A 19517-nucleotide genomic window follows, 5' to 3' on the forward strand; every position below is an offset into this window, starting at 1 on the left:
TCGCGGGCCTGAACCGCATCATGACACGCCGGGCGGCGCCGGTCGGGGCACGACGTGGCGGCGGTGGGTACGCCGGGTCGGTCGCCCGACGGTGCGGTTTCGGTTAGCGTCGGGTGCATGCCTATCCGTACCGCTTCCGCACGTTGGCAGGGCAACCTCACCGAGGGTTCCGGGATCGTCCGCACCGGCAAGGGCGGACTCCAGGGGAACTACTCCTTCAAGTCGCGTTTCGAGGAGGGCGAGGGGACGAACCCCGAGGAGCTCATCGGCGCCGCGCACGCCGGCTGCTTCTCGATGGCGCTCTCCAAGCAGCTCGCCGACGCGGGCGCCACCGACTCGTCGGTGGACACCACTGCCAAGGTCCACTTCGACAAGACCGACGCGGGCATGTCCGTGACCCGGATCGACCTGGAGACCGTCGGCCAGGTGCCGGGCATGGACGAGGCGCAGTTCACCAAGCTGGCCGAGGCGGCCAAGGAGAACTGCCCGATCTCGCGGCTGCTCTCCCCGGGCGCGCAGATCAGCCTCTCCGCCCGCCTGGCCTCCTGACCCCGACCGGTCGTACGCGACGGAAAGGGTGCCGGACCGGCACCCTTTCCGTGGCTCCGCGCGGATCTTGACCGGGCGGGTCGCCCGGCGTCGGGGACAATGGACGGCGTGGCGGTCGAGATGAGCCGGGAACGCTTCGAGGAGCTGGTCGGGGAAGCCCTCGACGAGGTGCCCGAGGAGCTGCTCGGGCTGATGAGCAACGTGGTGATCCTGGTCGAGGACGACCCGCCGCCCGGCGAGGACCTGCTCGGCCTCTACGAGGGGCACGCGCTCACCAGCCGGGGATGGGACTACACCGGCGTGCTGCCGGACCGGATCCTCATCTACCGCCGCCCGATCCTGCGCATCTGCGACAGCGAGGACGACGTGGTCGACGAGGTGGCGGTGACCGTGGTCCACGAGATCGCCCACCACTTCGGCATCGACGACGACCGGTTGCACGCCCTGGGCTGGGGCTGACGGTCCTGCTCGGCGGCCCCGCTCGGCCGATGCGACCGGTTGCGCTGGTCACCTACCCTCCGGTGAGACACACCCCGAACCAGGAGGAAACCGATGCGCAGCGCGCTGTTCTCCGCGGAGAACCTCGAGAAGGAGTCCGCCCAGCCCGGCATGCGGCTGCAGAACTCCAAGATGCTGAAGATCGAGCTGAACGGCGAGGCCATGGCCCGGGTCGGCTCGATGGTCGCCTACCAGGGGCAGGTGCAGTTCCAGGCGCTCGGCTCCGGTGGCATCGGCAAGTTCATCAAGCAGCGGCTGACCGGTGAGGGTGTGCCGCTGATGAAGCTCAGCGGCCAGGGTGACGTCTTCCTCGCCGAGCTGGCCAAGGACGTGCACATCATCGACCTGGAGCCGGGCGACGCCCTCTCCATCAACGGCTCCAGCGTGCTGGCCTTCGACTCGACCCTGTCGTACGACATCAAGATGGTCGGCGGCGCCGGCATGGCCTCGTCGTCCGGCCTGTTCAACTGCGTCTTCAGCGGCCACGGCCGGATCGCCATCACCACCAAGGGCACCCCGGTGGTGCTCAACGTCGACGCCCCCACCTACGTCGACCCGCAGGCCGCCGTCTGCTGGTCGGCCAACCTGCAGACCGGCTACCACCGGGCCGAGCAGCTCGGCCTGGGCACGCTGCTCGGCCGCAGCACCGGCGAGGCGTTCACGATGAGCTTCGCCGGTCAGGGCTTCGTGGTGGTGCAGCCCTCCGAGGAGCCGCCGGTCATGGGCAGCGGCACCCAGCAGCAGCAGCAGGGTGGCCTGCTCGGCGGCCTGCTCAGCTGACGGGTCGGCGGGGTGCCCGGTCCGGGTGCCCCGCCGGGTCAGCTCAGCTCGCCGGCCCGCAGCCGGGCCAGCCAGGCCGCCGCGTCGGCGTAGTCGGCGTCGGAGAGCCCGGCGGGTGCCGGGACCGGCCGCTCGGCCGTCCCGTCGACCCAGCGGTGCCGGGGGTACGACCCGAGGAAGCGCACGTCGGCGCAGACCCGCCGCAGCCCCTGCAACGCCTCGCCCATCCGTACGTCGGCCACGTGCCCGGTGCAGTCGAGGAAGAAGACGTACCGGCCCAGCGCCTCGCCCGTCGGGCGGGACTCGATCCGGGTCAGGTTGACCCCGCGTACGGCCAGCTCCATCAGCACCGACAGCAGGGCGCCCACCCGGTCGTGGGCGATGTAGACGGCGAGCGAGGTGACGTCGTCCCCGGTGGGGGGCGGCGGCGGGCCGGGGCGGGACACCAGCGCGAAGCGGGTCACCGCGTCGGGATGATCGGCGATCTTGTCGGCGAGCACGGCCAGCCGGTGCCGGGTGGCCCCGATCGGGGCGCAGATCGCCGCGTCGTAGTCACCGGCGGCCGCGCCGGCCGCCGCCGCGCCGTTGGAGAGCACGTCGACCACCGTCGCGTCGGGCAGGTGGTTCCGCAGCCAGTTCCGGCACTGGGTGGAGGCCTGCGGATGGGCCGCCACGCTGCGGACCGCGCCGAGTGTGGTGCCGGGGCGGGCGCCGAGCACGAACTCGACCGGCAGGATCACCTCCCGGGTGATCACCACCGGGTCCCCCTCGGCCAGCTCGTCCAGGGTCACCCCGACCGCGCCGCCGATCGAGTTCTCCAGCGGCACCAGGGCCGCGTCGGCGTCCCCCGCCCGGACGCTCTCCAGCGCCTCGCCGACGCTGCGCGCCGGCGTACGGCTGCCGTGCTCGGCGGCGGGCACGGTGCGCAGCGCCTGCTCGGCGAAGGTGCCCTCGGGTCCGAGGTAGACGTAACGGGTCGGTGGTGTACCGGGCATGTCGCCCAGCCTACGCACCGGGTACCGCCCCCGTGCCGGCGTCGCAGGCCAACGTCCGGATGCCGGGCGGCGCGACCGTCCGCACCTCGATCGAGCAGACGTCGGTCCCGGCGGTGACCAGGCGCAACGCGGCGGACTCGGTACGGGTGACCACCTGGAGTTCCTCGTGCCCGGTCACGGCCAGCACGGTGTACTGCCAGTCGGCCGCGCAGAGCGGCCCCTGGGTGGCGCGCACCGACACGCCCCGGGGGAGCACCCGGCCGCGCAGCAGCCCCACCACCCGGTCGGCGGAGGGCCGGCCGGCGCAGGCGACGGCGACCAGGCCGGGCGTGGGGCTGGGCGTCGGCGGGAGCGTCGGCGCGATGCCCAGCGGCGGGGTCACCGGCGGGGCGGCGGTCGGCGCCGCGGGGGTGACGAGCGCCGGCCGGGAGCTGGTGACCGGCGCGGGGGCGGGCTCCGGCGGGGCGCCGCAGGCGGCGAGCGGCACGACGGCGAGCAGTACGCCGGCGACGGCCAGCCGGCGGGGTGGGGTGCGGTGCGGTGCGTCAGGCGGCACGGACCGGTCCTCGGGGGGATCGAGCCTCGGGTGGGCATCGGGTCGGGACGGCCGGGGGTGGCCGAGCCCATCGTAGGAGGATCCGGCGGCGCGGTGAAGGTCAGCGCAGCACCCGGTGCCCGGCCCGTTCCAGCGCGCCGGTCGCCTCGCCGAGGCGTACCGCCGGGACCAGCACGTGGTCGGTGTCGTAGGTGGAGAACGCGACCACGCTGACCCGGGCCTCGGCGAGCGGGTCGACCAGGGCGGCGAGGGTGCCGGTGAGCGCGAGGCCGACCGGCCCGACCACGCGCAGGCACCGCCAGTCGGTCTCGACGTCCGCCTGCGCGGGCGCCCGGCCGGCGGGGCAGATGACCGAGATCCCGTCGGCCGTCCAGCTCACCGTGACCACGTCCGCGACGCCCGGCTCGGCCCACAGGGCGGGGGGCAGGGAGGTGCCGGCGGCCAGCCGGCACACGGCGTACTCCCCCGGGAGCAGGGCGACATCGAGCATGAGGGCACCTTACGGCGTCGGTGCCGGCCCGCCCCAGCATCGCGGCGTGCGGCGCCCGCCACACCTCGGACGCAGGTCAGATTTCGGAGAAGAAGGTGAGTGAGCCGGCGACCGAGCCGTCGGTGAGCACGGGGGTGGAGATGGCGTCGACGGTGGCGTCGGGCACGTCCTCGCCGGCGGGCTGGACCCGGAGCAGGCCCCGGGCCAGCCGGCCGGAGTGCAGGGCGAGCAGCGGCGGGATCTTGTCGGTCTCCTGCTCGGTCAGCTCGCCCCGGGCGGCGGTGAAGTCGAGCAGCCGCAGGCCGCCCTCCAGCAGCGGCAGGCCCACCACGTCCTCTGGTGCGCCCAGGCAGAGCAGGTCGCAGCCGGCGGACGAGATCGCCACGACCCGGGTGTCCGCGTCGATCAGCAGGCAGGGCTCCTCGGCGTGGGAGACCATGGCCGACCACTGCCCGACGTTGTCGCACCCCGGCTCTGTCGGTGTCCGCGACGCCGGCGCGAACACTTCGGAGAGCGAGAGTTCGACGTGGGCCACCGAGCCTCCTATGTACACCGACGGTCTGTCCACGCTAGTGTACACCGACGGTCTGTCCACGCTAGCCGGTCGCCGCGACGGTCGCTGTACCGCGCTGCTGTCACCGGCCGCCGGTGACGATCGGATGCCCGGAACGACCGGGCGGCCGGCAACGGCGCGGACCTTGGGTGACCTCGGTGAACACCGGGTGCCGTGGCGTCGTCGGTGACGTTACCGGCGGGCGGCCGGCTTGTCAGCGGCCGTTCGGCCCTCGTCGTACCACCGGTAGTCGGCGGCGGGACGGTACGTGCCGTTGAGCCACGTCTGCGGCTGCTGCGCGACCCGGGACAGCTTCTCGGCGGTGGCCGGGCTGATCCGGTTGCCTCCGGCGACGAGGAGCCGGTCCAGCTCCCGGTGGGTCGCCATGAGGCAGTCCTTGGGCAGGCCGTAGACGCTGATGACGCCGGAGCCGACGAAGGTCAGCACCGGCGTCACCGGGATCGGCAGCCCGACCGCGTCGGAGAGGGCCTTGCTCGCCCGCTTGGCGTCGCGCCGCGCCTCGGCCACGTACGGCGGCCGCTTGCCGTTGATCTGGACGACGTCCCCGGCGACCAGCACCCGGGCGCGCCCGTGGTCGGCGATGCTCACCGCGAAGAGCCCGCTCGGGCCGATGGCGAGGAAACCGGCCCGGTCGTCCTGGCCGCGGTCGAGCAGCACGTCGGCGACGTCCGTACGCGGCCACTCGATGACGTGCCAGGCGGGGCCCAGGTGGTCGAGCTGACCGAGCGCGCGCGCCCCGGCGGCCTCCAGCCGGCGCGCGCCGCGCTCCGCCCGACGGCGGCGGGCCCACTCCAACGGGGTCGGGCGGGCCGGCTCCAGCGCCGACGGCGCCTCGGTCCGGGGGTGCGGCACCGCCACGGGCGGCAGTGCCCGGGTGGGTACGGCTCGACGAGCGGGAAAGACAGTCATCGCGACCTCCGGCAAAAGGTCCCTCGAAGTTATGTCCTCACTACCCTACGTTGCCATCCCCCGGGTACGGCAAGTTGGAGCGCCGGAATGAGTGCGGATGAATGCCATATTCATCCACACTTCTCTCCCGAACGCCCTTCGCACCTGCCCTACGCTGCGAGGGTGACCCACTACGTGGACAGCGAGGTCGGTCGGCTCGGCACGGTGCTGCTGCACCGCCCCGGGCCCGAGCTGGCCCGGCTCACCCCCCGCAACAACGACTCGTTGCTCTTCGACGCTATCCCATGGGTGGGACGGGCGCAGGAGGAGCACGACGCCTTCGCGGCGGCGTTGCGCGGGCGCGGCGTGGAGGTGCTCTACCTCGCCACCCTGCTGGCCGAGACCCTGGCCGTCCCCGACGCGCGCGCCGAGCTGACCGAGGTGGTGCTCCGCTCGCCCCGACTCGGCGAGACGCTGCGCCGCCGCGTCGCCGACCACCTCGCCTACCTCGATCCGGCGGCGCTGGCCGACGTGTTCATCGCCGGGCTCGCCCACGAGGAGGTGCGGATCAGCCCGGAACGCCCCGGCGGGCTGGTGTGGACGCTGATGGACCGGCACGACTTCGTCATCGACCCGCTGCCCAACCTGCTCTTCACGCGCGACTCGTCACTGTGGATCGGTGACCGGGTCGGGGTCACCAGCCTCGCCATGCCGGCCCGCCGGCGGGAGTCCACCCTGACCGACGCGATCTACCGCCACCACCCACGCTTCGTCGGCACCCAGGCCGTCTACCACCCCGAGCTGGAGCACCTGGAGGGCGGCGACGTGCTGCTGCTCGCCCCCGGCGTGCTCGCGGTCGGGGTGGGTGAGCGGACCACCCCGGCCGGCGCGGAGCGGCTGGCCCGGCAGGTCTTCGCCGCCGGGCTGGCGCACACCATCCTGGTGGTGCCGATCGCCCAGGAACGCGCCACCATGCACCTCGACACGGTCTGCACGATGGTCGACGCCGACGCGGTGCTGATGTACCCGAACATCGCCAGCAGCCTGTCGGCGTACACGGTGATCGCCGGGCCGGACGGGGAGCCGCGGGTGGACGGCCCCGCGCCGTTCCTGCGCGCCGCCGCCGACGCGATGGACCTCGACCAGCTCCGGGTGATCGACACCGGGCTGGATCCGGTCACCGCCGAACGCGAGCAGTGGGACGACGGCAACAACACCCTCGCCCTGGCGCCCCGGCTCTGCGTCGGCTACGAGCGCAACACCGAGACCAACGCCCAGCTCGAACGGGCCGGCATCGAGGTCATCCCGATCGCCGGTTCCGAGCTGGGCTCGGGTCGGGGCGGCCCGCGCTGCATGTCCTGCCCGCTGGTCCGCGAGCCACTACGACGGCCCTGACCCCGCTTCCGGGCCGTCGCGGGCCCGGAAGCGGCCGGTCGGGCGTGGGTCAGCGCAGGGTGAGCTGGCGGCCGAGCAGCCCCTGGCGGGCCCGCCGCCCGGCGGCGTCCAGCGGCTCCTTCTCCTCCAGCATCTCGGCGTACCGCTCGGCGAAGGCGCTCGCCGGCGCCTCCCAGTCGGCGGCCGGGACGTCCTCGGGCAGGTCCCAGACCGGCACCAGCCGGCCGTGCGCGCGGAACATGCCGGCGAAGCGGGTGCCCTCGCCCAGGGTGAGGGTGCCGGCGGCGGAGAGCCGGGACAACGCGTCCAGCGCGGTGTCCTCGTCCTCCGGCAGCACCCAGCGCACGTGCGCCTTCTCCGGCACCTGGCACCAGTAGGCGGCCCGGCCGGCGGCGAGCCGTACGGTCGGGTAGATCGCGGCGTTCGCCCGCTCCAGCGACGCCTGCACCGACGGGTCGTCGGCCGCGCCCGGGTCCAGCCAGAAGTCGAAGCCGTCGTGCATGGTGATCTCCAGCGGGCCGTCCACCAGGACGTCCTGCAGGCGTGGGCCCGGACCCGGCAGCGGCGGCACGGTCACCTGGCCGCCCGGCTCGGTGCGCAGCGCGCAGAGCAGCGCCTCGGCCAGGTCGCGGGAGACGTCACCGGACTGCTGGTGGCGCTGCAACCCGATGAAGACCCGCCCGTCCGGCTTGGTCATCGCCGGGGCGGCCATCGGCAGCACGGTGGCGAGCGTGACCGGGCGCTCGCCGTACTCCTCGACCAGTTCCGGGGTGAGCCGCAGCGGCGCGGAGGCGGCCGGCACCAGCTCGCGCAGGGCGATCCACTCCGGCTCGTCCACCAGTCCCTCGAAGGGACGGGGGACGAAGATGTCGCGGACCTTCTCCCGGCGGGGGGTCGCTTCGACGGCGCGCTGGTTCTTTCGACGCTTGCTCACGGCGAGACAGCCTAGAGGCCCGGCCGGGACGGTGTGGGGAGGACCCGCCCCCGGGGCCGGCTCAACCGGCGACGACCAGGTCCGGTCGGGCCGAGCCGGTCGGGTCGAACTCGGCCCAGACGCTCTGGCCCAGGCCGTCCCGCTCGACTCCCCAGCGGCTGGCCAGGCCGGCGACGATGTGCAGGCCACGGCCGTCGACCGCGTCCGGGCTGGCCGCCCGCATCCGCGGGCCGGCCGGCGCGCCACCGTCGGTCACCCGGATCGACACGGTCGGGCCGCCCGACGTGGGCCGCAGCCGCCAGGCCACCCGGACCACCCCGCCGGGCAGCGGGTCGGCGTGCCGGACGGCGTTGCCCACCAGCTCGGCCAGGACCGCCACCAGGTCGGCCAGCAGGACCGGGGGTACGACCTCGGCGAGTTCGTCGGCGAGCCGGTGCCGGGCCAGCCGCGCTCCGGTGGCGTGGTGGGGAACCACCACGCACCACGAACGTTCGACCGCGTGCGTCGACACCCTCGCTCCTTCTCGCCCCGTCCCCCGGTGCCCCGCGCAGGTCATCCCCGGGGCAGCCGCACCTCTGCGACGGTACCGCCACCGTTCCTCGGCCGGAGGGATACCCATCCATTCTGCTGTTCAACGATCCGGCGGACGAGATAGAGGCCGAGCCCGGCGCCGGGATAGCCCCGGCGGTCCCCGGACTCGCCCTGCCAGAACCGGTCGAAGGCGCGCTCCACGTGCTCGGGCCGGATGCCGATGCCCCGGTCGCTGACCCGGAACAGCACGGTCTGCCCGTCGGTGCCGGCGGTGACCTCGATCGGCGACTCCGGCGGCGAGTACTTGGCGGCGTTGGTGCCCAGCTCGGTCAGGACGGTGGCCATGCTGTGCCGGTCGCCGAGCGCCTTGGGCAGGCCGGCCGGCAGGTCGAGGACGAGCCGGTGACGCAGGTCGGCGGGGAGGTCCGGCACGGTGGCGCGCAGCGCCTCTCCGAGGTCGAACGGCACGGCCGGCTCACCGCCGGGCCGGCCGTCGATGGCCGAGGAGAGCAGGCGGTCGATCAGCCGGGCCAGTTCGTTGGCGCGTTGCCCGATGATCCGGGCCGCCTGCCGGCGGTCGGTGTCGGTCAGCGACTCCCAGTGGTCGGTGAGGGTGTCCGCGTACCCCTTGATCACGGTGACCGGGGTGCGCAGCTCGTGGCTGGTCACCGCGACGAAGAGGTCGCGCTCGGAGTCGCGGCGCTGCTGGTCGGTGATGTCGCGGAAGGTGACCACCCGCTGGGTGCCGGGCCCGGCCAGCTCCCCGGAGGTGATCCGCAGCCAGCGTCCGTCCGGCATCTGGTGGTCGAGCACCTGGCCGGACGGGGGGAGCGGGAAGGGCAGCGGCCGGTTCAGCGCCTCGGCGGAGGAGCGGCCGGTCACCTGGGCGGCGGCCGGGTTCCAGAGCCGCACGTGCCCCTCCCGGTCGACCACGGCCAGACCGTCGGCGAGCGCCGCGACCACCGGGCCGTCGCCGTGCACCGGCAGGCCGCTCTGGTCGCCGTACATGTGGGCGATGCAGGCGGCCACGTAGCCCAGCACGGCCTGCCCCTCCGGGTCGGCGGCGTCCTCGCCGTCGGCGTAGAGGGCGTGCAGGCTGCCGACGGTCAGCCCGCCGATCTCGGCGCGGGCCCCGATCATCCGGCGCAGCCCGCGGGCGGCCAGCTCCCCGGCGAGCTGCCCGGGGAGGTGGTCCACCCGGACCTGCCGGACCCGGGGGCCGGCGAGCAGGCAGACGGTCACCGGGTCGGACGCGGGCAGCGGGCGGCCGATCATCCACTTGGCGTTGCCGCTGGCCGCGATGACCCGGCCGCCGGTCGGGGCGAACTCGACGAAGGCCACGCTGGCCGCGCCCACCGCCGAGCGGGCCACCCGGAGCAGCTGGGTGAGGACGGGCAGGCCCGCGTCTCCGGAATTGATCATCTCGATCACCGCGCTGTGGCCGGTGATCAGGGCGGCGAGATCGGTACGCTCCGGCATGTCCCGAGTGTGCCCCCTCGGGCGGAGTTCGGGCAGCCCCGTCCGGTGGGCCTCACCGGCCCAGCCGGGCCAGCGTCCGCGCCGGTCGGTCGGTGATCACCCCGTCCACCCCGGCGGCCAGCACCAGCTCCAGGTCGTCCGGCTCGTTGACGGTCCAGACGTACACCTGATTGCCGGCGGCCCGCAGGGCGGGCACCAGCTGCGGGCGGGCCCGGACCAGGCCGATGCCGGGCCCGGCGATCCCGGCGCCGAACGGCAGCCGGCCGAGTCGCAGCCAGCGCGGCAGCACCTCCAGCAGCAGCACCGTGGGCAGCGCCGGGGCCAGCTCCCGGACCCGGCGTACGGCCAGCGGGGAGAAGGACATCACGGTGACCCGTACCGGGTCGTCCGGGCCGGGTTCGGCGAGCCCGTACCGGCGCAGCAGCGCGACCAGCCGGCGCTCGACGTCGCCGCCGTAGCGGGACGGGTGCTTCGTCTCCACCAGCAGCCGGACCGGCCGGCCGGCGGCCAGTACGGCCTCCAGCAGCCGTTCCAGCGTGAGCAGCCGGGTGTGCGACTCGTCCAGCACCTCGTCGCCGTCGGCCGGTACGCAGCCCGGATGCCAGGAGCCGAAGTCGAGCAGCTCCAGCTCGGCGAGGGTACGGGCGCTGACCAGCCCGCGTCCGTTGCTGGTCCGGTCCAGCCGGCGGTCGTGCACGCAGACCAGGTGCCCGTCGCGGGTGAGCCGGACGTCGCACTCCAGCCCGTCGGCGCCCTCGTCGAGGGCACGCAGGTACGCCGCGAGGGTGTGCTCGGGCAGGTCGGCCGACGCGCCGCGGTGCGCGAAGACCAGCGGATCGCCCATGGCGCCGGCTCTCAGATGACCCGGCCGGGCTGCCCGTCCCCGCCGACCACCGGCCGGCCGACGGCCTCCCACTGGCGCATCCCGCCGTCGGCGTTGCGCACCTGCTCCCATCCGTTGTTGAGCAGGTAGCCGACGACCTGGGCGGAGCGCCCGCCGGAACGGCAGATCACCGCGACGTCCCGGTCGGTGGGCACCTCGGCCAGCCGGGCCGGCAGCTCCATCATCGGCAGGTGGTGGGCGCCGGGGGCGTGGCCCGCCACCCACTCGTCGTCCTCGCGGACGTCCAGCAGGTAGGTCTCGTCGTCGATCTCGGTCACGGGAACGCTGGGTACCTGGGATCCGAACACGGGTAGCAGCCTAGATCCTCACCGGCGGCATCGGCACGGGCCCGGCCGGTACGCCCGCTCACAACCGGGTGACCCAGCGCGGGTTGGCCGCCGCCCAGCCCGGCACCCGCTCGCCGCGTACGGCGTCGAAGAGGCCGTTGCCGCCGTTGTCGAGCACCACGTAGGAGATCCCGTCGATGGTCTCCGGGTACGACGGCACCTGCACCCCGCTCAGCGCGTCCGACGGCAGCGACCCCAGGGCCACCATCAGGTCCTCGACCCGGACGCCGTTGGTGTCCAGGGTCAGCGAGCCGCCCACTGCCCGCAGCACCCGGTCCAGCTTCAGCGGGTCGCCGCGCAGGTTCGTCTCCCCGGCCCGCTCCAGCACCGCCCGCAGCATCTGCTGCTGGTGCCGCTGCCGGTCGTAGTCGCCGCCGGGCAGGTCGTAGCGCTGCCGCACGTAGTCCAGCGCCCGGGCGCCGTCCATCTGCTCGCAGCCGGGGGTGAAGAGGGTGCCGGTGTGGATCGACCGGACCTCGGTGTCGACGCACATCCGGATCCCGCCGAGCAGGTCGATGACCCGCTTGAAGCCGGCGAAGTCGACCAGCGCCGCCCCGTCGAAGCGGATGCCGGTGAGCCGGGTGAGGGTGGAGGAGAGCAACTGGGCGCCGCCCTGGCCGCCGCCGCCGTGCTCGTACGCGGCGTTGATCTTGTCTTGCCCGCCGCCGTAGCCGTTGCCGCCGGGCGGGATGGCCACCAGCAGGTCGCGCGGGACGGAGACCAGGTAGCCCTGCCGCAGGCCGGGCGGGACGTGCACGATGAGGATGGTGTCGGAGCGCTGGTCCGGCCCGTCGGTCCCACCCCGTCGGTCGGTGCCGACGAGCAGGTAGTTCAGCCCTTCGGAGAGGTCGGTGCGGGGTTGCCGGGCGTCCCGGGCGAGCAGTTGCTCCCGGGTGATGGTGCGCTCGTACCGCGCGGTGAGTGCCTTGATGCCGACCACGGCGACGACGGCGACCAGCACCAGGGCGAGTCCGAGCCGGAGCAGGACCCTCGGCCAACGGGTGGCCCGGCGGCCGGGTGGCGGTCCGTCCAGCCCTCGGTCGGACCTCGCTGACCTGGCCGTGACGCCCTCCCCGTGGCCGTTACGTGAGACATGCTCACTTCAGGCTACGGGTCAGTCACTGCGCTCGGGGCTGGTTTCGCCGTGACTGCCGGCCGGTCATCGGGGTTAGCTGCGGGTGGAGAGGACCGCCGGGTTGGCGTACACGAATTCGCCCAGCTTGTCGTGCTTGACCGCCTGGAACATCTCCAGCGTCTGCGGGCTGAGCGCCTCACGGTTGTTGGCGTTGCCGTTGAACTTGCCGCCGTTGGTGCGCAGCATCGTCAACTCGTTGGCGCTGACCCCGCGCAGGGTGTAGATGAAGTTGGCGACCGATGCTTCGCCGACGTCGAGGATGAAGGCCTTGCCCGCCGCCCGGATCAACTGGTTGACCTTGACCGGGTTGGTCAGCATGCCCTTCTCGGTGGCCTTGCGGGCCATCGCCTTGATGAGCTGCTGCTGGTTCTGCTGCCGGTCGTAGTCGCCGCCGGGCAGGCCGTAGCGCTGCCGGGAGTAGTCCAGCGCCTCGAGGCCGGACATCTCGCGGCAGCCCTTCTTGTAGACCACCGGGGTCATCGGCCGGCCGGTCTTCTTGGCGTCCGCCTTCCACATGTGCTTGCCGTCGACCATCACCGTGTGGATCGACTGCACCTCGTGCTTGACGCAGATCCGGACGCTGCCCAGGGTGTCGATGACGCTCTTGAATCCGCCGAAGTTGATGATCGCGGCGCCGTCGAAGCTGATCCCGGTCATGTTCTTGATGGTCTGGGCCATCAGTTGGGCACCGCCCTCCCAGCCGCCGCCGTTGCGGGCGCCGGCCTGGAACGCCGCGTTGATCTTGTCGGTGCCACCGGCGTAGCCGCTCTTCTTGAAGGCGGGAATCTGCGCCTCGGTGTCCCGGGGGATCGAGATCATGTACGCCTGGTCGTGGCTGGCCGGGATGTGCAGCACGATGATGCTGTCCGCCCGGACGTCGTCGGCGGCCCAGCGCTCGCGGGCGTCCACGCCCAGCAGCAGCATGTCGATCGGGCCATCCAGGTCGGCGCCGCCCTCGGCGTCGGTCTTGCCCGCCCCGCCCAGCAGGTTCTTCTGGGAGATGTTGCCGGTCGCCTGGCTGATCAGCGCCTTGCTGCCGACGATGGCGACGCCGCTGGTCATCATCAGCACGGCGCCGAAGATCACCGTCAGGCGGGCCCAGAGCGGGTCCTTGCGCTTGGTGCGCTTCCTGGCGCCGCCGGTGCGCTGACCGCCCCGACCGCCCTGGGACGGGATCGTCGACGGCCGTGCGTACGGGTCGGAATCCTGCGACGTCGGGCGGGGGCTGGTCTGAACCGGCATGCGTGCTCCAGCTCGATTGGTCGGGGGGCGGGACCACTCTACGTACCGCTTCCCGTCAAGGCGAGATCGTCAGGCGCTCAATTCCTGGATATCCCGGCACTTCCGGCGGCAATTCAACCGAACGGATGAGTCAATACGTCTGGTCGGTGGTTGGCGGCCGATGATGGAACCAGACGTGAGCGCACCTCTGATGACGTCCGTCGAAATGTGCCGGCAACACCGGCCGCCCGGGTCAGTTGCCCTTGGTGTCCGGGTCCTGGTTGGCCGCCACCCAGGCCGCCATCGTGTCCGCCGACATCGCCTTGTACATCGCCAGCGCCTTCGCCCGGTCGGAGACCACCACCGACTCGCCGTTGATCGTGTCGCTGCCCGTGTTCGGGCTGGTGATGAAGGTCAGGTTCTCGCCGCGCAGGCTGCGGAACTGCACACCCATGTCGACCAGCGAGAAGCCGTTGTCGACGGTCACCGCGTCGGTGACCGACTGGAGGAAGGCGTTCAGCTTCTTCGGATTGGCCAGCGTGCCCGTGCTCGCCGCCTTGTCCATCAGCGCGCGCAGGAACTCCTGCTGGTGGCGCATCCGGGCGAAGTCGCCCTCCGGGAACTGCTTGCGCTGCCGGATCCAGTCCAGTGCCGTGGCGCCGTCCATGTGCATGGTGCCCTTGGTGAACTTCCGGTACGGCTTGTGGATCGAGGTGATGCTCCGCTCCACCTTGAGGTCCACCCCGCCGAGCGCGTCGGTGACCTCCTTGAAGCCGCCGAAGTCGATCGCCATCACGTGGTCGATCCGGACGTCGCTGAAGCACTCCACCGTGCGGACCGCCAGCGGGAGGCCGCCGAACGCGAACGCCGCGTTGATCTTCGCGCGCCGCCCGGAGTCGCACTCCGCGCCGGCACTCTCCGGGATCGGCACGTACAGGTCACGCGGGATGGAGACCAGGTAGGCCGACTTGTGGTCGGCGGGGATGTGCATGACGATGATCGTGTCGGCCCGCCACTGGCTCTGCTTGTCCACCGGCGCGTCCGGGTCGCGCGAGTCCGAGCCCACCAGCAGGATGTTCAGCGCGCCGTTCACCGCCTTGGCCGGCCGCCCGCCGGTGATCTCCGAGAACGGGTCCGTGCGGGCCAGGTCCTTGTCGAGGTTGTCGGTGTAGACCCACGCCCCCAGGCCGCCGAGCAGCGCCAGCACCAGCACCGCCACGCCGGCCACCAGGCCGATCCGTCCCCAGCGCGGGCGGGGGCCACGCCGGCCGGGGCCACCCGGACCGCCCGGCCCCGGCGGCGTGCCGGGTCCGCCCGGGCCGCCGGGCCCGCCGGAGCGGGGGCGCTCCTCGTCGTACGACGGGTACCACTGCGTCTCGGACCGCCGGGCGCGCCCGGCGGCCCGGTCGGGACCGGGGACCGCGGCGCGTCCGGCGCTCCGGTGCGTGTACGGAAGCGGGACGCCGGCTGACGATGTGGCGGACATGCGATTCAGCGTACGTATGCCGGTCGAGCGTTGCCCGAAGGCGAACGCCGCGTCGCGTCCCGCGTGCCGGGCGGAGCGCTACCCTAGCCGCGCCCGGAAGTGGTCGATCGTGCGTCGCAGTCCGTCTTCGGGCGCCACGGTGGGTTCGTATCCCAGCAGCTCCCGGGCGAGGGTGAGATCAGGTCGACGCATCTCCGGATCGTCCGCGCTGCGGGTGATGTACGTCACCTCGGAGCTGCTTCCGCAGAGTGACACGATCGTCTCGGCGAGTTGCCGCATGCTCATCTCGTGCTCGGTGCCGCAGTTGATCGGCCCGGTCTCGGTCGAGTCGAGCAGCAGCAGGATGCCGCGCACCAGATCGTCGACGTAGCAGATCGAGCGGGTCTGGTTGCCGGTGCCGTGCACGGTGATCGGCTCGCCGCGCAGCGCCTGGGAGATGAAGGTGGGGATGGCCCGGCCGTCGTCGGGGCGCATCCGCGGGCCGTACGTGTTGAAGATCCGGACGATCGCCGCGTCCAGCCCCTTGCTCCGGTGGTACGCCATGGTGGCCGCCTCGGAGAAGCGCTTCGCCTCGTCGTAGACGGCGCGCACCCCGATCGGGTTGACGTTGCCCCAGTACGTCTCGCGCTGCGGGTGCTCCTTCGGATCCCCGTACGCCTCGGAGGTGGAGGCCATCAGGAACCGGGCGCCGTCGGCGAGCGCGCGCTCCAGCAGGTGCAGGGTGCCCGCCGAGCCGACCCGGAGGATTTCCACCGGCAGCTTCTCGAAGTCGGTCGGGCTGGCCGGGGAGGCCATGTGCAGGACGGCGTCGAACCGCTCGGCCAGCGCCGGGTGGGGCGGCAGCCCGTCGGAGATGTCCGCCTCGACCAGGGCGAAGGACGGGTTGTCCAGCAGGTGCGCGACGTTGTCCTTCGAACCGGTGACGAAGTTGTCCAGCGCGACGACCTGGCAGCCGCGCCCGACGAGGGCGTCGACCAGGTGGGACGGCACGAAACCGGCGCCGCCGGTGACCAGGACGCGATGACCGCTGCCGAAACGCGGGGCTACCTTCATGCCGGCCAGCCTACTAAGGGTGCCCCCCGGATACGGCGCGGCATGCGGTAAGGGGCCCCGGCGCGGCACGCGCGCCGGGGCCCCTTCGGTGGTGGACGTCAGTGCGCTCCCGCGCCGGTCAGCGCCCGCACCTCCAGCTCCGCGTACTTCTCCTCGTCGCGCTCCTTCGAGATCACCGTGCCGATCCAGCCACACAGGAAGCCGAACGGGATCGAGAGGATGCCCGGGTTGGACAGCGGGAACCACTGCCAGTCCTGGTCCGGGAACATCGAGGTCGGTGCCCCGGAGACCACCGGTGAGAAGAACACCAGGAACACGGCGGCCAGCAGTCCGCCGTAGATGGCCCAGACCGCCCCCGAGGTGTTGAACCGCTTCCAGAAGAGGCTGTAGAGGATCGCCGGCAGGTTGCCCGACGCGGCCACCGCGAAGGCCAGCGCCACCAGGAAGGCCACGTTCAGGCTCTGCGCGAAGATCGAGAGCACGATCGAGACCGCGCCGATGACCAGGGCGGAGACGCGGGCGACGGTTACCTCCTGCCGTTCGGAGGCTTGGCCGTTCTTCAGCACGTTGGCGTAGAAGTCGTGCGCCAGGCTGGAGGAGGAGGCCAGGGTCAGACCGGCGACCACGGCCAGGATGGTGGCGAAGGCGACCGCCGCGATGATCGCCAGCAGGGTGGCCCCGCCGAGATCGCCACCGAGGAAGTCGATGCCGAGCGCCTCGGCGAGCTGTGGCGCCGCCGTGTTGCCCGCCTTGTCCTGGGCGGTGATCGCCTCGCTGCCGACCAGCGCCGCGGCGCCGAAGCCGAGCGCCAGGGTGAGCAGGTAGAAGGTGCCGATGATGCCGATCGCCCACAGCACGCTCTTGCGGGCCGCCTTGGCGGTCGGGACGGTGTAGAAGCGGATCAGGATGTGCGGCAGGCCGGCCGTGCCGAGCACCAGCGCGATGCCGAGCGAGAGCAGGTCGATCTTGTTGTAGAACGTCTGGGTCGAATTGCCGGCCACCTCGACGCCGTAGCGCAGCCCGGGTTCGAGGAAGGCGCTGCCCTTGCCGGAGGAGGCGGCGGCGTCACCGAGCAGCGACGACAGGTTGAACTTGTACTTCGCCAGCACCAGCAACGTCATCACCAGCGCGCCGCCCATCAGCAGGAACGCCTTGACGATCTGCACGTAGGTGGTGCCCTTCATGCCACCTACCGTGACGTAGATGATCATCAGCGCGCCGACCATGATGATGGTGGCGACCTTGGCGGTGTCCGCGTCCATGCCGAGGAAGGTCGTCCCCGGCTTGATGCCGAGCAGTAGCGCGACCAGCGCGCCCGCGCCCACCATCTGGGCCAGCAGATAGAAGATCGACACGGTGATGGTGGAGACGGCCGCGGCGGTACGCACCGGACGCTGCCGCATCCGGAAGGCCAGCACGTCGGCCATCGTGTACCGGCCGGAGTTGCGCAGCAGTTCGGCCACCAGCAACAGGGCCACCAGCCAGGCGACCAGGAAGCCGATCGAGTAGAGGAAGCCGTCGTAGCCGTAGAGGGCGATGATGCCGGCGATGCCGAGGAACGACGCGGCCGACATGTAGTCGCCGCCGATCGCCATGCCGTTCTGGAAGCCGGAGAAGGATCGGCCGCCGGCGTAGAAGTCGGTGGCGGTCTTGGTCTGCCGGCTGGCCCAGATGGTGATGGCCAGGGTCACCGCCACGAAGACCAGGAAGAGCGTGATGGTGAGGTTGCGGGCGGTGGTGCTGCCCGCCTCAGCCGCGAGGACCGTGTTCATGGGTCACCTCCCCGATCTCGGCGCGGATCCGGTCGGCGACCGGATCGATCTTCCGGTCGGCGTACCGGGAGTAGAGCCAGGCGATCAGGAAGGTGGAGAGGAACTGGAGCAGGCCGAAGACGAGGGCGACGTTGATGTTGCTGCCGAAGAGCTTCGTGCCCATGAAGCCCCGCGCGTAGGCGGAGAGGATGACGTAGAGCGCGTACCACAGGAAGAACGCGACGGTCATCGGGAAGACGAAGCCGCGCAACGCGCGACGCAACCCGGCGAACTCGTCCGACCGTTGTACGGCGAGATACCGCTCCGCCGCCGACTCGGCGGGCGCGGACGCGGGTGTGTCCGTGGACATCTGTGGATCACCACCTTCACAGGCCTGGGGAGTTTCGCGCACCGTAGAGAGCGCGCTCCCATCCAGGGAAGGCCGAGATCGGGGCCGGTCGGCGGCTGCGCCGAACGGTCTGCGGGTTGCGCCGAGTGACGCAGGTCACTCCGATGAGCGGTAGGTCGGGCGGGCGCTCGCCGGGCCACCACGAGCTGGTCGGTGGGCCGCCAGGTGCTGGCGCCGGGCCGTCAGGTCAGCTCGTGGTACCGGCCCCGGTAGTGCAGCAGCGGCATGGTCTCCTCGGTCAGGTCGACCGCCTCGATGGTGGCCTCGACCAGCAGACCCCAGCCGTACTCCCGGGCGTCGTCGAGCCGGCAGCCGGCCCACCCGCCGGCGTCGCTGGGGACCGGGCCGTAGGGGGTGTCGAGCCACGATCCGGTGGCGAAGAGCCCGCCCGGGGAGGGGAAGAGCCCGGCGAACCGGTCGGCGAGCTGCCGGTGCGGCGGCCCCAACGGCGCCACCGCGAACCGGCCGGCCCCCTCCACCGCCGCCCACAGGTCCGACTCCGCGTCGATCAGCCCGAGCAGCCGGTCCGGCTCACCCTCGGCGACCAGGGTGGACGAGACGGTCAGCCCCGCCGGGCCGGGCGCCGTCCAGAGGGTCACCGGCGCCGCCAGCCGACCCCGCAACCGGCGTACGGGCGAGCGCTGCCCGGCGGGCACCGCGAACGGATCGGTGTGGTGGATCTCGGCACCCGGCTCATGATTCACGTGAAACATTGTGCCGCCCCGGGCCCGCGCCCAGCCAAGGAAGCGCTCGTGCAGGTCGGTCGGTCGGGCCTGCGGGTGGAGTCGGGCGAGCTGATCGGCGGCCTCGGCCATCAGCCCGCCCAGGTACACCAGCAGCGCCGTCCGGTCGTGCCGGTACTCGACCAGCAGGACGAGTCGGGCCGGCTGACACGGCCAGTGCGCGCCGCAGGCCCGGCACCGCCAGAGCGGCCGCATCGGCAGATGCGGCACCCGCCTGCTCACCGCCGTTCCCCTCTGCCGGTCGGCACGGCGATAGCCGACGCGGCGATGATCCGCGCGCTGGCGGTCCGCGCGGCGACGGTCCGCGCGCTGGCGCTACGCCGGGCGGGTTCCGGCGTGTCGGCGGCTGGAGGCGCTTGCCGCAACGAGCGTGATGACTCAGAGGCATATTTATGACTCAGAGGCATCACGCTCAGGGTCGTGTCCGCCTTCCCGGCGCGACACGCCCGGGCGGTGGTCACCACCGTCCGCCGTTCGCCCGCCAGGTCTGCGCCGGGGTCAGCCAGCCTGCGCGGCCCGGTCGCGGCAGGGCGACCGTCGGCGCGGTCGCCCACGCCGGCGGCTGGTTCGGCCGGCCCACCGACCCCTGCGGCTCGGTCGCGCCCGGCACGCCGGTCGCCGGTGCCACCTTCTTCCTCCGGTACGGCCACAGCGCGGCGTTCCTGCGGCGGATGAACCCGAACATCGCTGACTTCCTCCCGGTCTCGGGGGTCGCCCCGGTCGGGGGATTGACCGGGGCGACCCGACGCAGGACCGGCCGCCGGGTCGACGCCTCCACCGGCCGGGCCGCGTGTTCTCCACCCTGGACGGCGGGCCGGTC

At 72.6% G+C, this 19517-nt stretch carries 22 protein-coding genes; 4 read left to right on the forward strand and 18 right to left on the reverse strand.

Going from position 1 to position 19517, the window contains the following annotated elements:
• Positions 1-117: 117 nt before the first annotated feature.
• From ACTMTB_RS08340 to ACTMTB_RS08350, 3 genes are all read left to right on the forward strand, one after another.
• Positions 118-549: an OsmC family protein gene (locus ACTMTB_RS08340; RefSeq protein ID WP_441143796.1), complete on the forward strand. Its 432-nt coding sequence runs from the start codon at positions 118-120 to the stop codon at positions 547-549.
• A 99-nt stretch (positions 550-648) separates the two neighbouring features.
• Positions 649-1008, forward strand: coding sequence for a metallopeptidase family protein (locus tag ACTMTB_RS08345; protein WP_280839077.1), 360 nt, complete (start codon positions 649-651; stop codon positions 1006-1008).
• A 93-nt stretch (positions 1009-1101) separates the two neighbouring features.
• A complete protein-coding gene (locus ACTMTB_RS08350) occupies positions 1102-1827 on the forward strand; it encodes an AIM24 family protein (protein WP_210773886.1) in 726 nt (241 codons plus the stop codon).
• A 38-nt stretch (positions 1828-1865) separates the two neighbouring features.
• On the opposite strand, the gene pheA is transcribed toward ACTMTB_RS08350, so the two are convergent.
• The 5 genes from pheA to ACTMTB_RS08375 all read right to left on the reverse strand — a co-directional run bounded on the left by pheA (position 1866) and on the right by ACTMTB_RS08375 (position 5351).
• Positions 1866-2822: a prephenate dehydratase gene (pheA, locus tag ACTMTB_RS08355; RefSeq protein WP_441143799.1), complete on the reverse strand. Its 957-nt coding sequence runs from the start codon at positions 2820-2822 to the stop codon at positions 1866-1868.
• Positions 2823-2832: 10 nt separating this feature from the next.
• Positions 2833-3339 (reverse strand): hypothetical protein, encoded by a 507-nt coding sequence (locus ACTMTB_RS08360; RefSeq protein WP_441144029.1) that lies wholly within the window; start codon positions 3337-3339, stop codon positions 2833-2835.
• Positions 3340-3478: 139 nt separating this feature from the next.
• On the reverse strand, positions 3479-3868 hold the full coding sequence (locus ACTMTB_RS08365) for an ACT domain-containing protein (RefSeq protein WP_154941152.1): 390 nt from the start codon (positions 3866-3868) through the stop codon (positions 3479-3481).
• Positions 3869-3944: 76 nt separating this feature from the next.
• Positions 3945-4403, reverse strand: a complete 459-nt coding sequence (locus ACTMTB_RS08370) for a hypothetical protein (protein WP_441143802.1) — start codon at positions 4401-4403, stop codon at positions 3945-3947.
• A gap of 210 nt (positions 4404-4613) precedes the next feature.
• The gene (locus ACTMTB_RS08375) at positions 4614-5351 is read right to left on the reverse strand and encodes a hypothetical protein (RefSeq protein WP_441143804.1); all 738 of its coding nucleotides are present in this window, start codon (positions 5349-5351) and stop codon (positions 4614-4616) included.
• 162 nt (positions 5352-5513) lie between these two features.
• Between ACTMTB_RS08375 and ACTMTB_RS08380 the strand changes: the two genes are divergently transcribed.
• Entirely contained in the window at positions 5514-6725 is a 1212-nt protein-coding gene (locus ACTMTB_RS08380) for an arginine deiminase (protein ID WP_441143806.1), read from the forward strand.
• 49 nt (positions 6726-6774) lie between these two features.
• On the opposite strand, the gene ACTMTB_RS08385 is transcribed toward ACTMTB_RS08380, so the two are convergent.
• The 13 genes from ACTMTB_RS08385 to ACTMTB_RS08445 form a co-directional block, all read right to left on the reverse strand.
• Positions 6775-7659 (reverse strand): DUF5926 family protein, encoded by an 885-nt coding sequence (locus ACTMTB_RS08385; protein WP_441143808.1) that lies wholly within the window; start codon positions 7657-7659, stop codon positions 6775-6777.
• Positions 7660-7720: 61 nt separating this feature from the next.
• Entirely contained in the window at positions 7721-8137 is a 417-nt protein-coding gene (locus ACTMTB_RS08390; protein ID WP_441144031.1) for an ATP-binding protein, read from the reverse strand.
• Between the two features lie 74 nt (positions 8138-8211).
• Positions 8212-9669 (reverse strand): PAS domain-containing sensor histidine kinase, encoded by a 1458-nt coding sequence (locus ACTMTB_RS08395; RefSeq protein WP_441143810.1) that lies wholly within the window; start codon positions 9667-9669, stop codon positions 8212-8214.
• A gap of 52 nt (positions 9670-9721) precedes the next feature.
• Positions 9722-10513, reverse strand: coding sequence for a glycerophosphodiester phosphodiesterase (locus tag ACTMTB_RS08400; RefSeq protein WP_441143812.1), 792 nt, complete (start codon positions 10511-10513; stop codon positions 9722-9724).
• Between the two features lie 11 nt (positions 10514-10524).
• Positions 10525-10860 carry a rhodanese-like domain-containing protein gene (locus ACTMTB_RS08405; RefSeq protein WP_088959745.1) on the reverse strand — a complete coding sequence of 112 codons (336 nt, stop codon included), beginning with the start codon at positions 10858-10860 and terminating at the stop codon, positions 10525-10527.
• Between the two features lie 58 nt (positions 10861-10918).
• A complete protein-coding gene (locus ACTMTB_RS08410) occupies positions 10919-11860 on the reverse strand; it encodes an LCP family protein (protein ID WP_441143815.1) in 942 nt (313 codons plus the stop codon).
• Positions 11861-12067: 207 nt separating this feature from the next.
• Positions 12068-13276 carry an LCP family protein gene (locus ACTMTB_RS08415; RefSeq protein WP_441143817.1) on the reverse strand — a complete coding sequence of 403 codons (1209 nt, stop codon included), beginning with the start codon at positions 13274-13276 and terminating at the stop codon, positions 12068-12070.
• A gap of 232 nt (positions 13277-13508) precedes the next feature.
• The gene (locus tag ACTMTB_RS08420) at positions 13509-14741 is read right to left on the reverse strand and encodes an LCP family protein (protein WP_441143819.1); all 1233 of its coding nucleotides are present in this window, start codon (positions 14739-14741) and stop codon (positions 13509-13511) included.
• 78 nt (positions 14742-14819) lie between these two features.
• A complete protein-coding gene (locus ACTMTB_RS08425; RefSeq protein ID WP_441143821.1) occupies positions 14820-15794 on the reverse strand; it encodes an NAD-dependent epimerase/dehydratase family protein in 975 nt (324 codons plus the stop codon).
• 98 nt (positions 15795-15892) lie between these two features.
• Positions 15893-17566, reverse strand: a complete 1674-nt coding sequence (locus tag ACTMTB_RS08430; protein ID WP_154941171.1) for a solute symporter family protein — start codon at positions 17564-17566, stop codon at positions 15893-15895.
• Complete coding sequence (locus ACTMTB_RS08435; RefSeq protein WP_441143823.1) at positions 17544-17915, reverse strand: DUF485 domain-containing protein; 372 nt, start codon at positions 17913-17915, stop codon at positions 17544-17546. The genes ACTMTB_RS08430 and ACTMTB_RS08435 overlap by 23 nt, the downstream gene beginning before the upstream one ends.
• A 221-nt stretch (positions 17916-18136) precedes the next feature.
• Complete coding sequence (locus ACTMTB_RS08440; protein ID WP_441144033.1) at positions 18137-18892, reverse strand: flavin reductase family protein; 756 nt, start codon at positions 18890-18892, stop codon at positions 18137-18139.
• 262 nt (positions 18893-19154) lie between these two features.
• Positions 19155-19382, reverse strand: a complete 228-nt coding sequence (locus ACTMTB_RS08445) for a hypothetical protein (protein WP_441143825.1) — start codon at positions 19380-19382, stop codon at positions 19155-19157.
• Between the last annotated feature and the right edge of the window lie 135 nt (positions 19383-19517).

Origin of the sequence: Micromonospora sp. L32 (assembly GCF_052068055.1) — a bacterium.
GTDB classification, from domain to species: domain Bacteria; phylum Actinomycetota; class Actinomycetes; order Mycobacteriales; family Micromonosporaceae; genus Micromonospora; species Micromonospora purpureochromogenes.

Coding starts and splice junctions, on each gene's coding strand:
- ACTMTB_RS08400 (WP_441143812.1), bottom strand. CDS start 10,513: ATGGGCGATCCGCTGGTCTTCGCGCACCGCGGCGCGTCGGCCGACCTG.
- ACTMTB_RS08445 (WP_441143825.1), bottom strand. CDS start 19,382: ATGTTCGGGTTCATCCGCCGCAGGAACGCCGCGCTGTGGCCGTACCGG.
- ACTMTB_RS08395 (WP_441143810.1), bottom strand. CDS start 9,669: ATGCCGGAGCGTACCGATCTCGCCGCCCTGATCACCGGCCACAGCGCG.
- ACTMTB_RS08430 (WP_154941171.1), bottom strand. CDS start 17,566: ATGAACACGGTCCTCGCGGCTGAGGCGGGCAGCACCACCGCCCGCAAC.
- ACTMTB_RS08415 (WP_441143817.1), bottom strand. CDS start 13,276: ATGCCGGTTCAGACCAGCCCCCGCCCGACGTCGCAGGATTCCGACCCG.
- pheA (WP_441143799.1), bottom strand. CDS start 2,822: ATGCCCGGTACACCACCGACCCGTTACGTCTACCTCGGACCCGAGGGC.
- ACTMTB_RS08435 (WP_441143823.1), bottom strand. CDS start 17,915: ATGTCCACGGACACACCCGCGTCCGCGCCCGCCGAGTCGGCGGCGGAG.
- ACTMTB_RS08420 (WP_441143819.1), bottom strand. CDS start 14,741: ATGTCCGCCACATCGTCAGCCGGCGTCCCGCTTCCGTACACGCACCGG.
- ACTMTB_RS08345 (WP_280839077.1), top strand. CDS start 649: ATGGACGGCGTGGCGGTCGAGATGAGCCGGGAACGCTTCGAGGAGCTG.
- ACTMTB_RS08425 (WP_441143821.1), bottom strand. CDS start 15,794: ATGAAGGTAGCCCCGCGTTTCGGCAGCGGTCATCGCGTCCTGGTCACC.
- ACTMTB_RS08440 (WP_441144033.1), bottom strand. CDS start 18,892: ATGCGGCCGCTCTGGCGGTGCCGGGCCTGCGGCGCGCACTGGCCGTGT.
- ACTMTB_RS08365 (WP_154941152.1), bottom strand. CDS start 3,868: ATGCTCGATGTCGCCCTGCTCCCGGGGGAGTACGCCGTGTGCCGGCTG.
- ACTMTB_RS08375 (WP_441143804.1), bottom strand. CDS start 5,351: ATGACTGTCTTTCCCGCTCGTCGAGCCGTACCCACCCGGGCACTGCCG.
- ACTMTB_RS08350 (WP_210773886.1), top strand. CDS start 1,102: ATGCGCAGCGCGCTGTTCTCCGCGGAGAACCTCGAGAAGGAGTCCGCC.
- ACTMTB_RS08340 (WP_441143796.1), top strand. CDS start 118: ATGCCTATCCGTACCGCTTCCGCACGTTGGCAGGGCAACCTCACCGAG.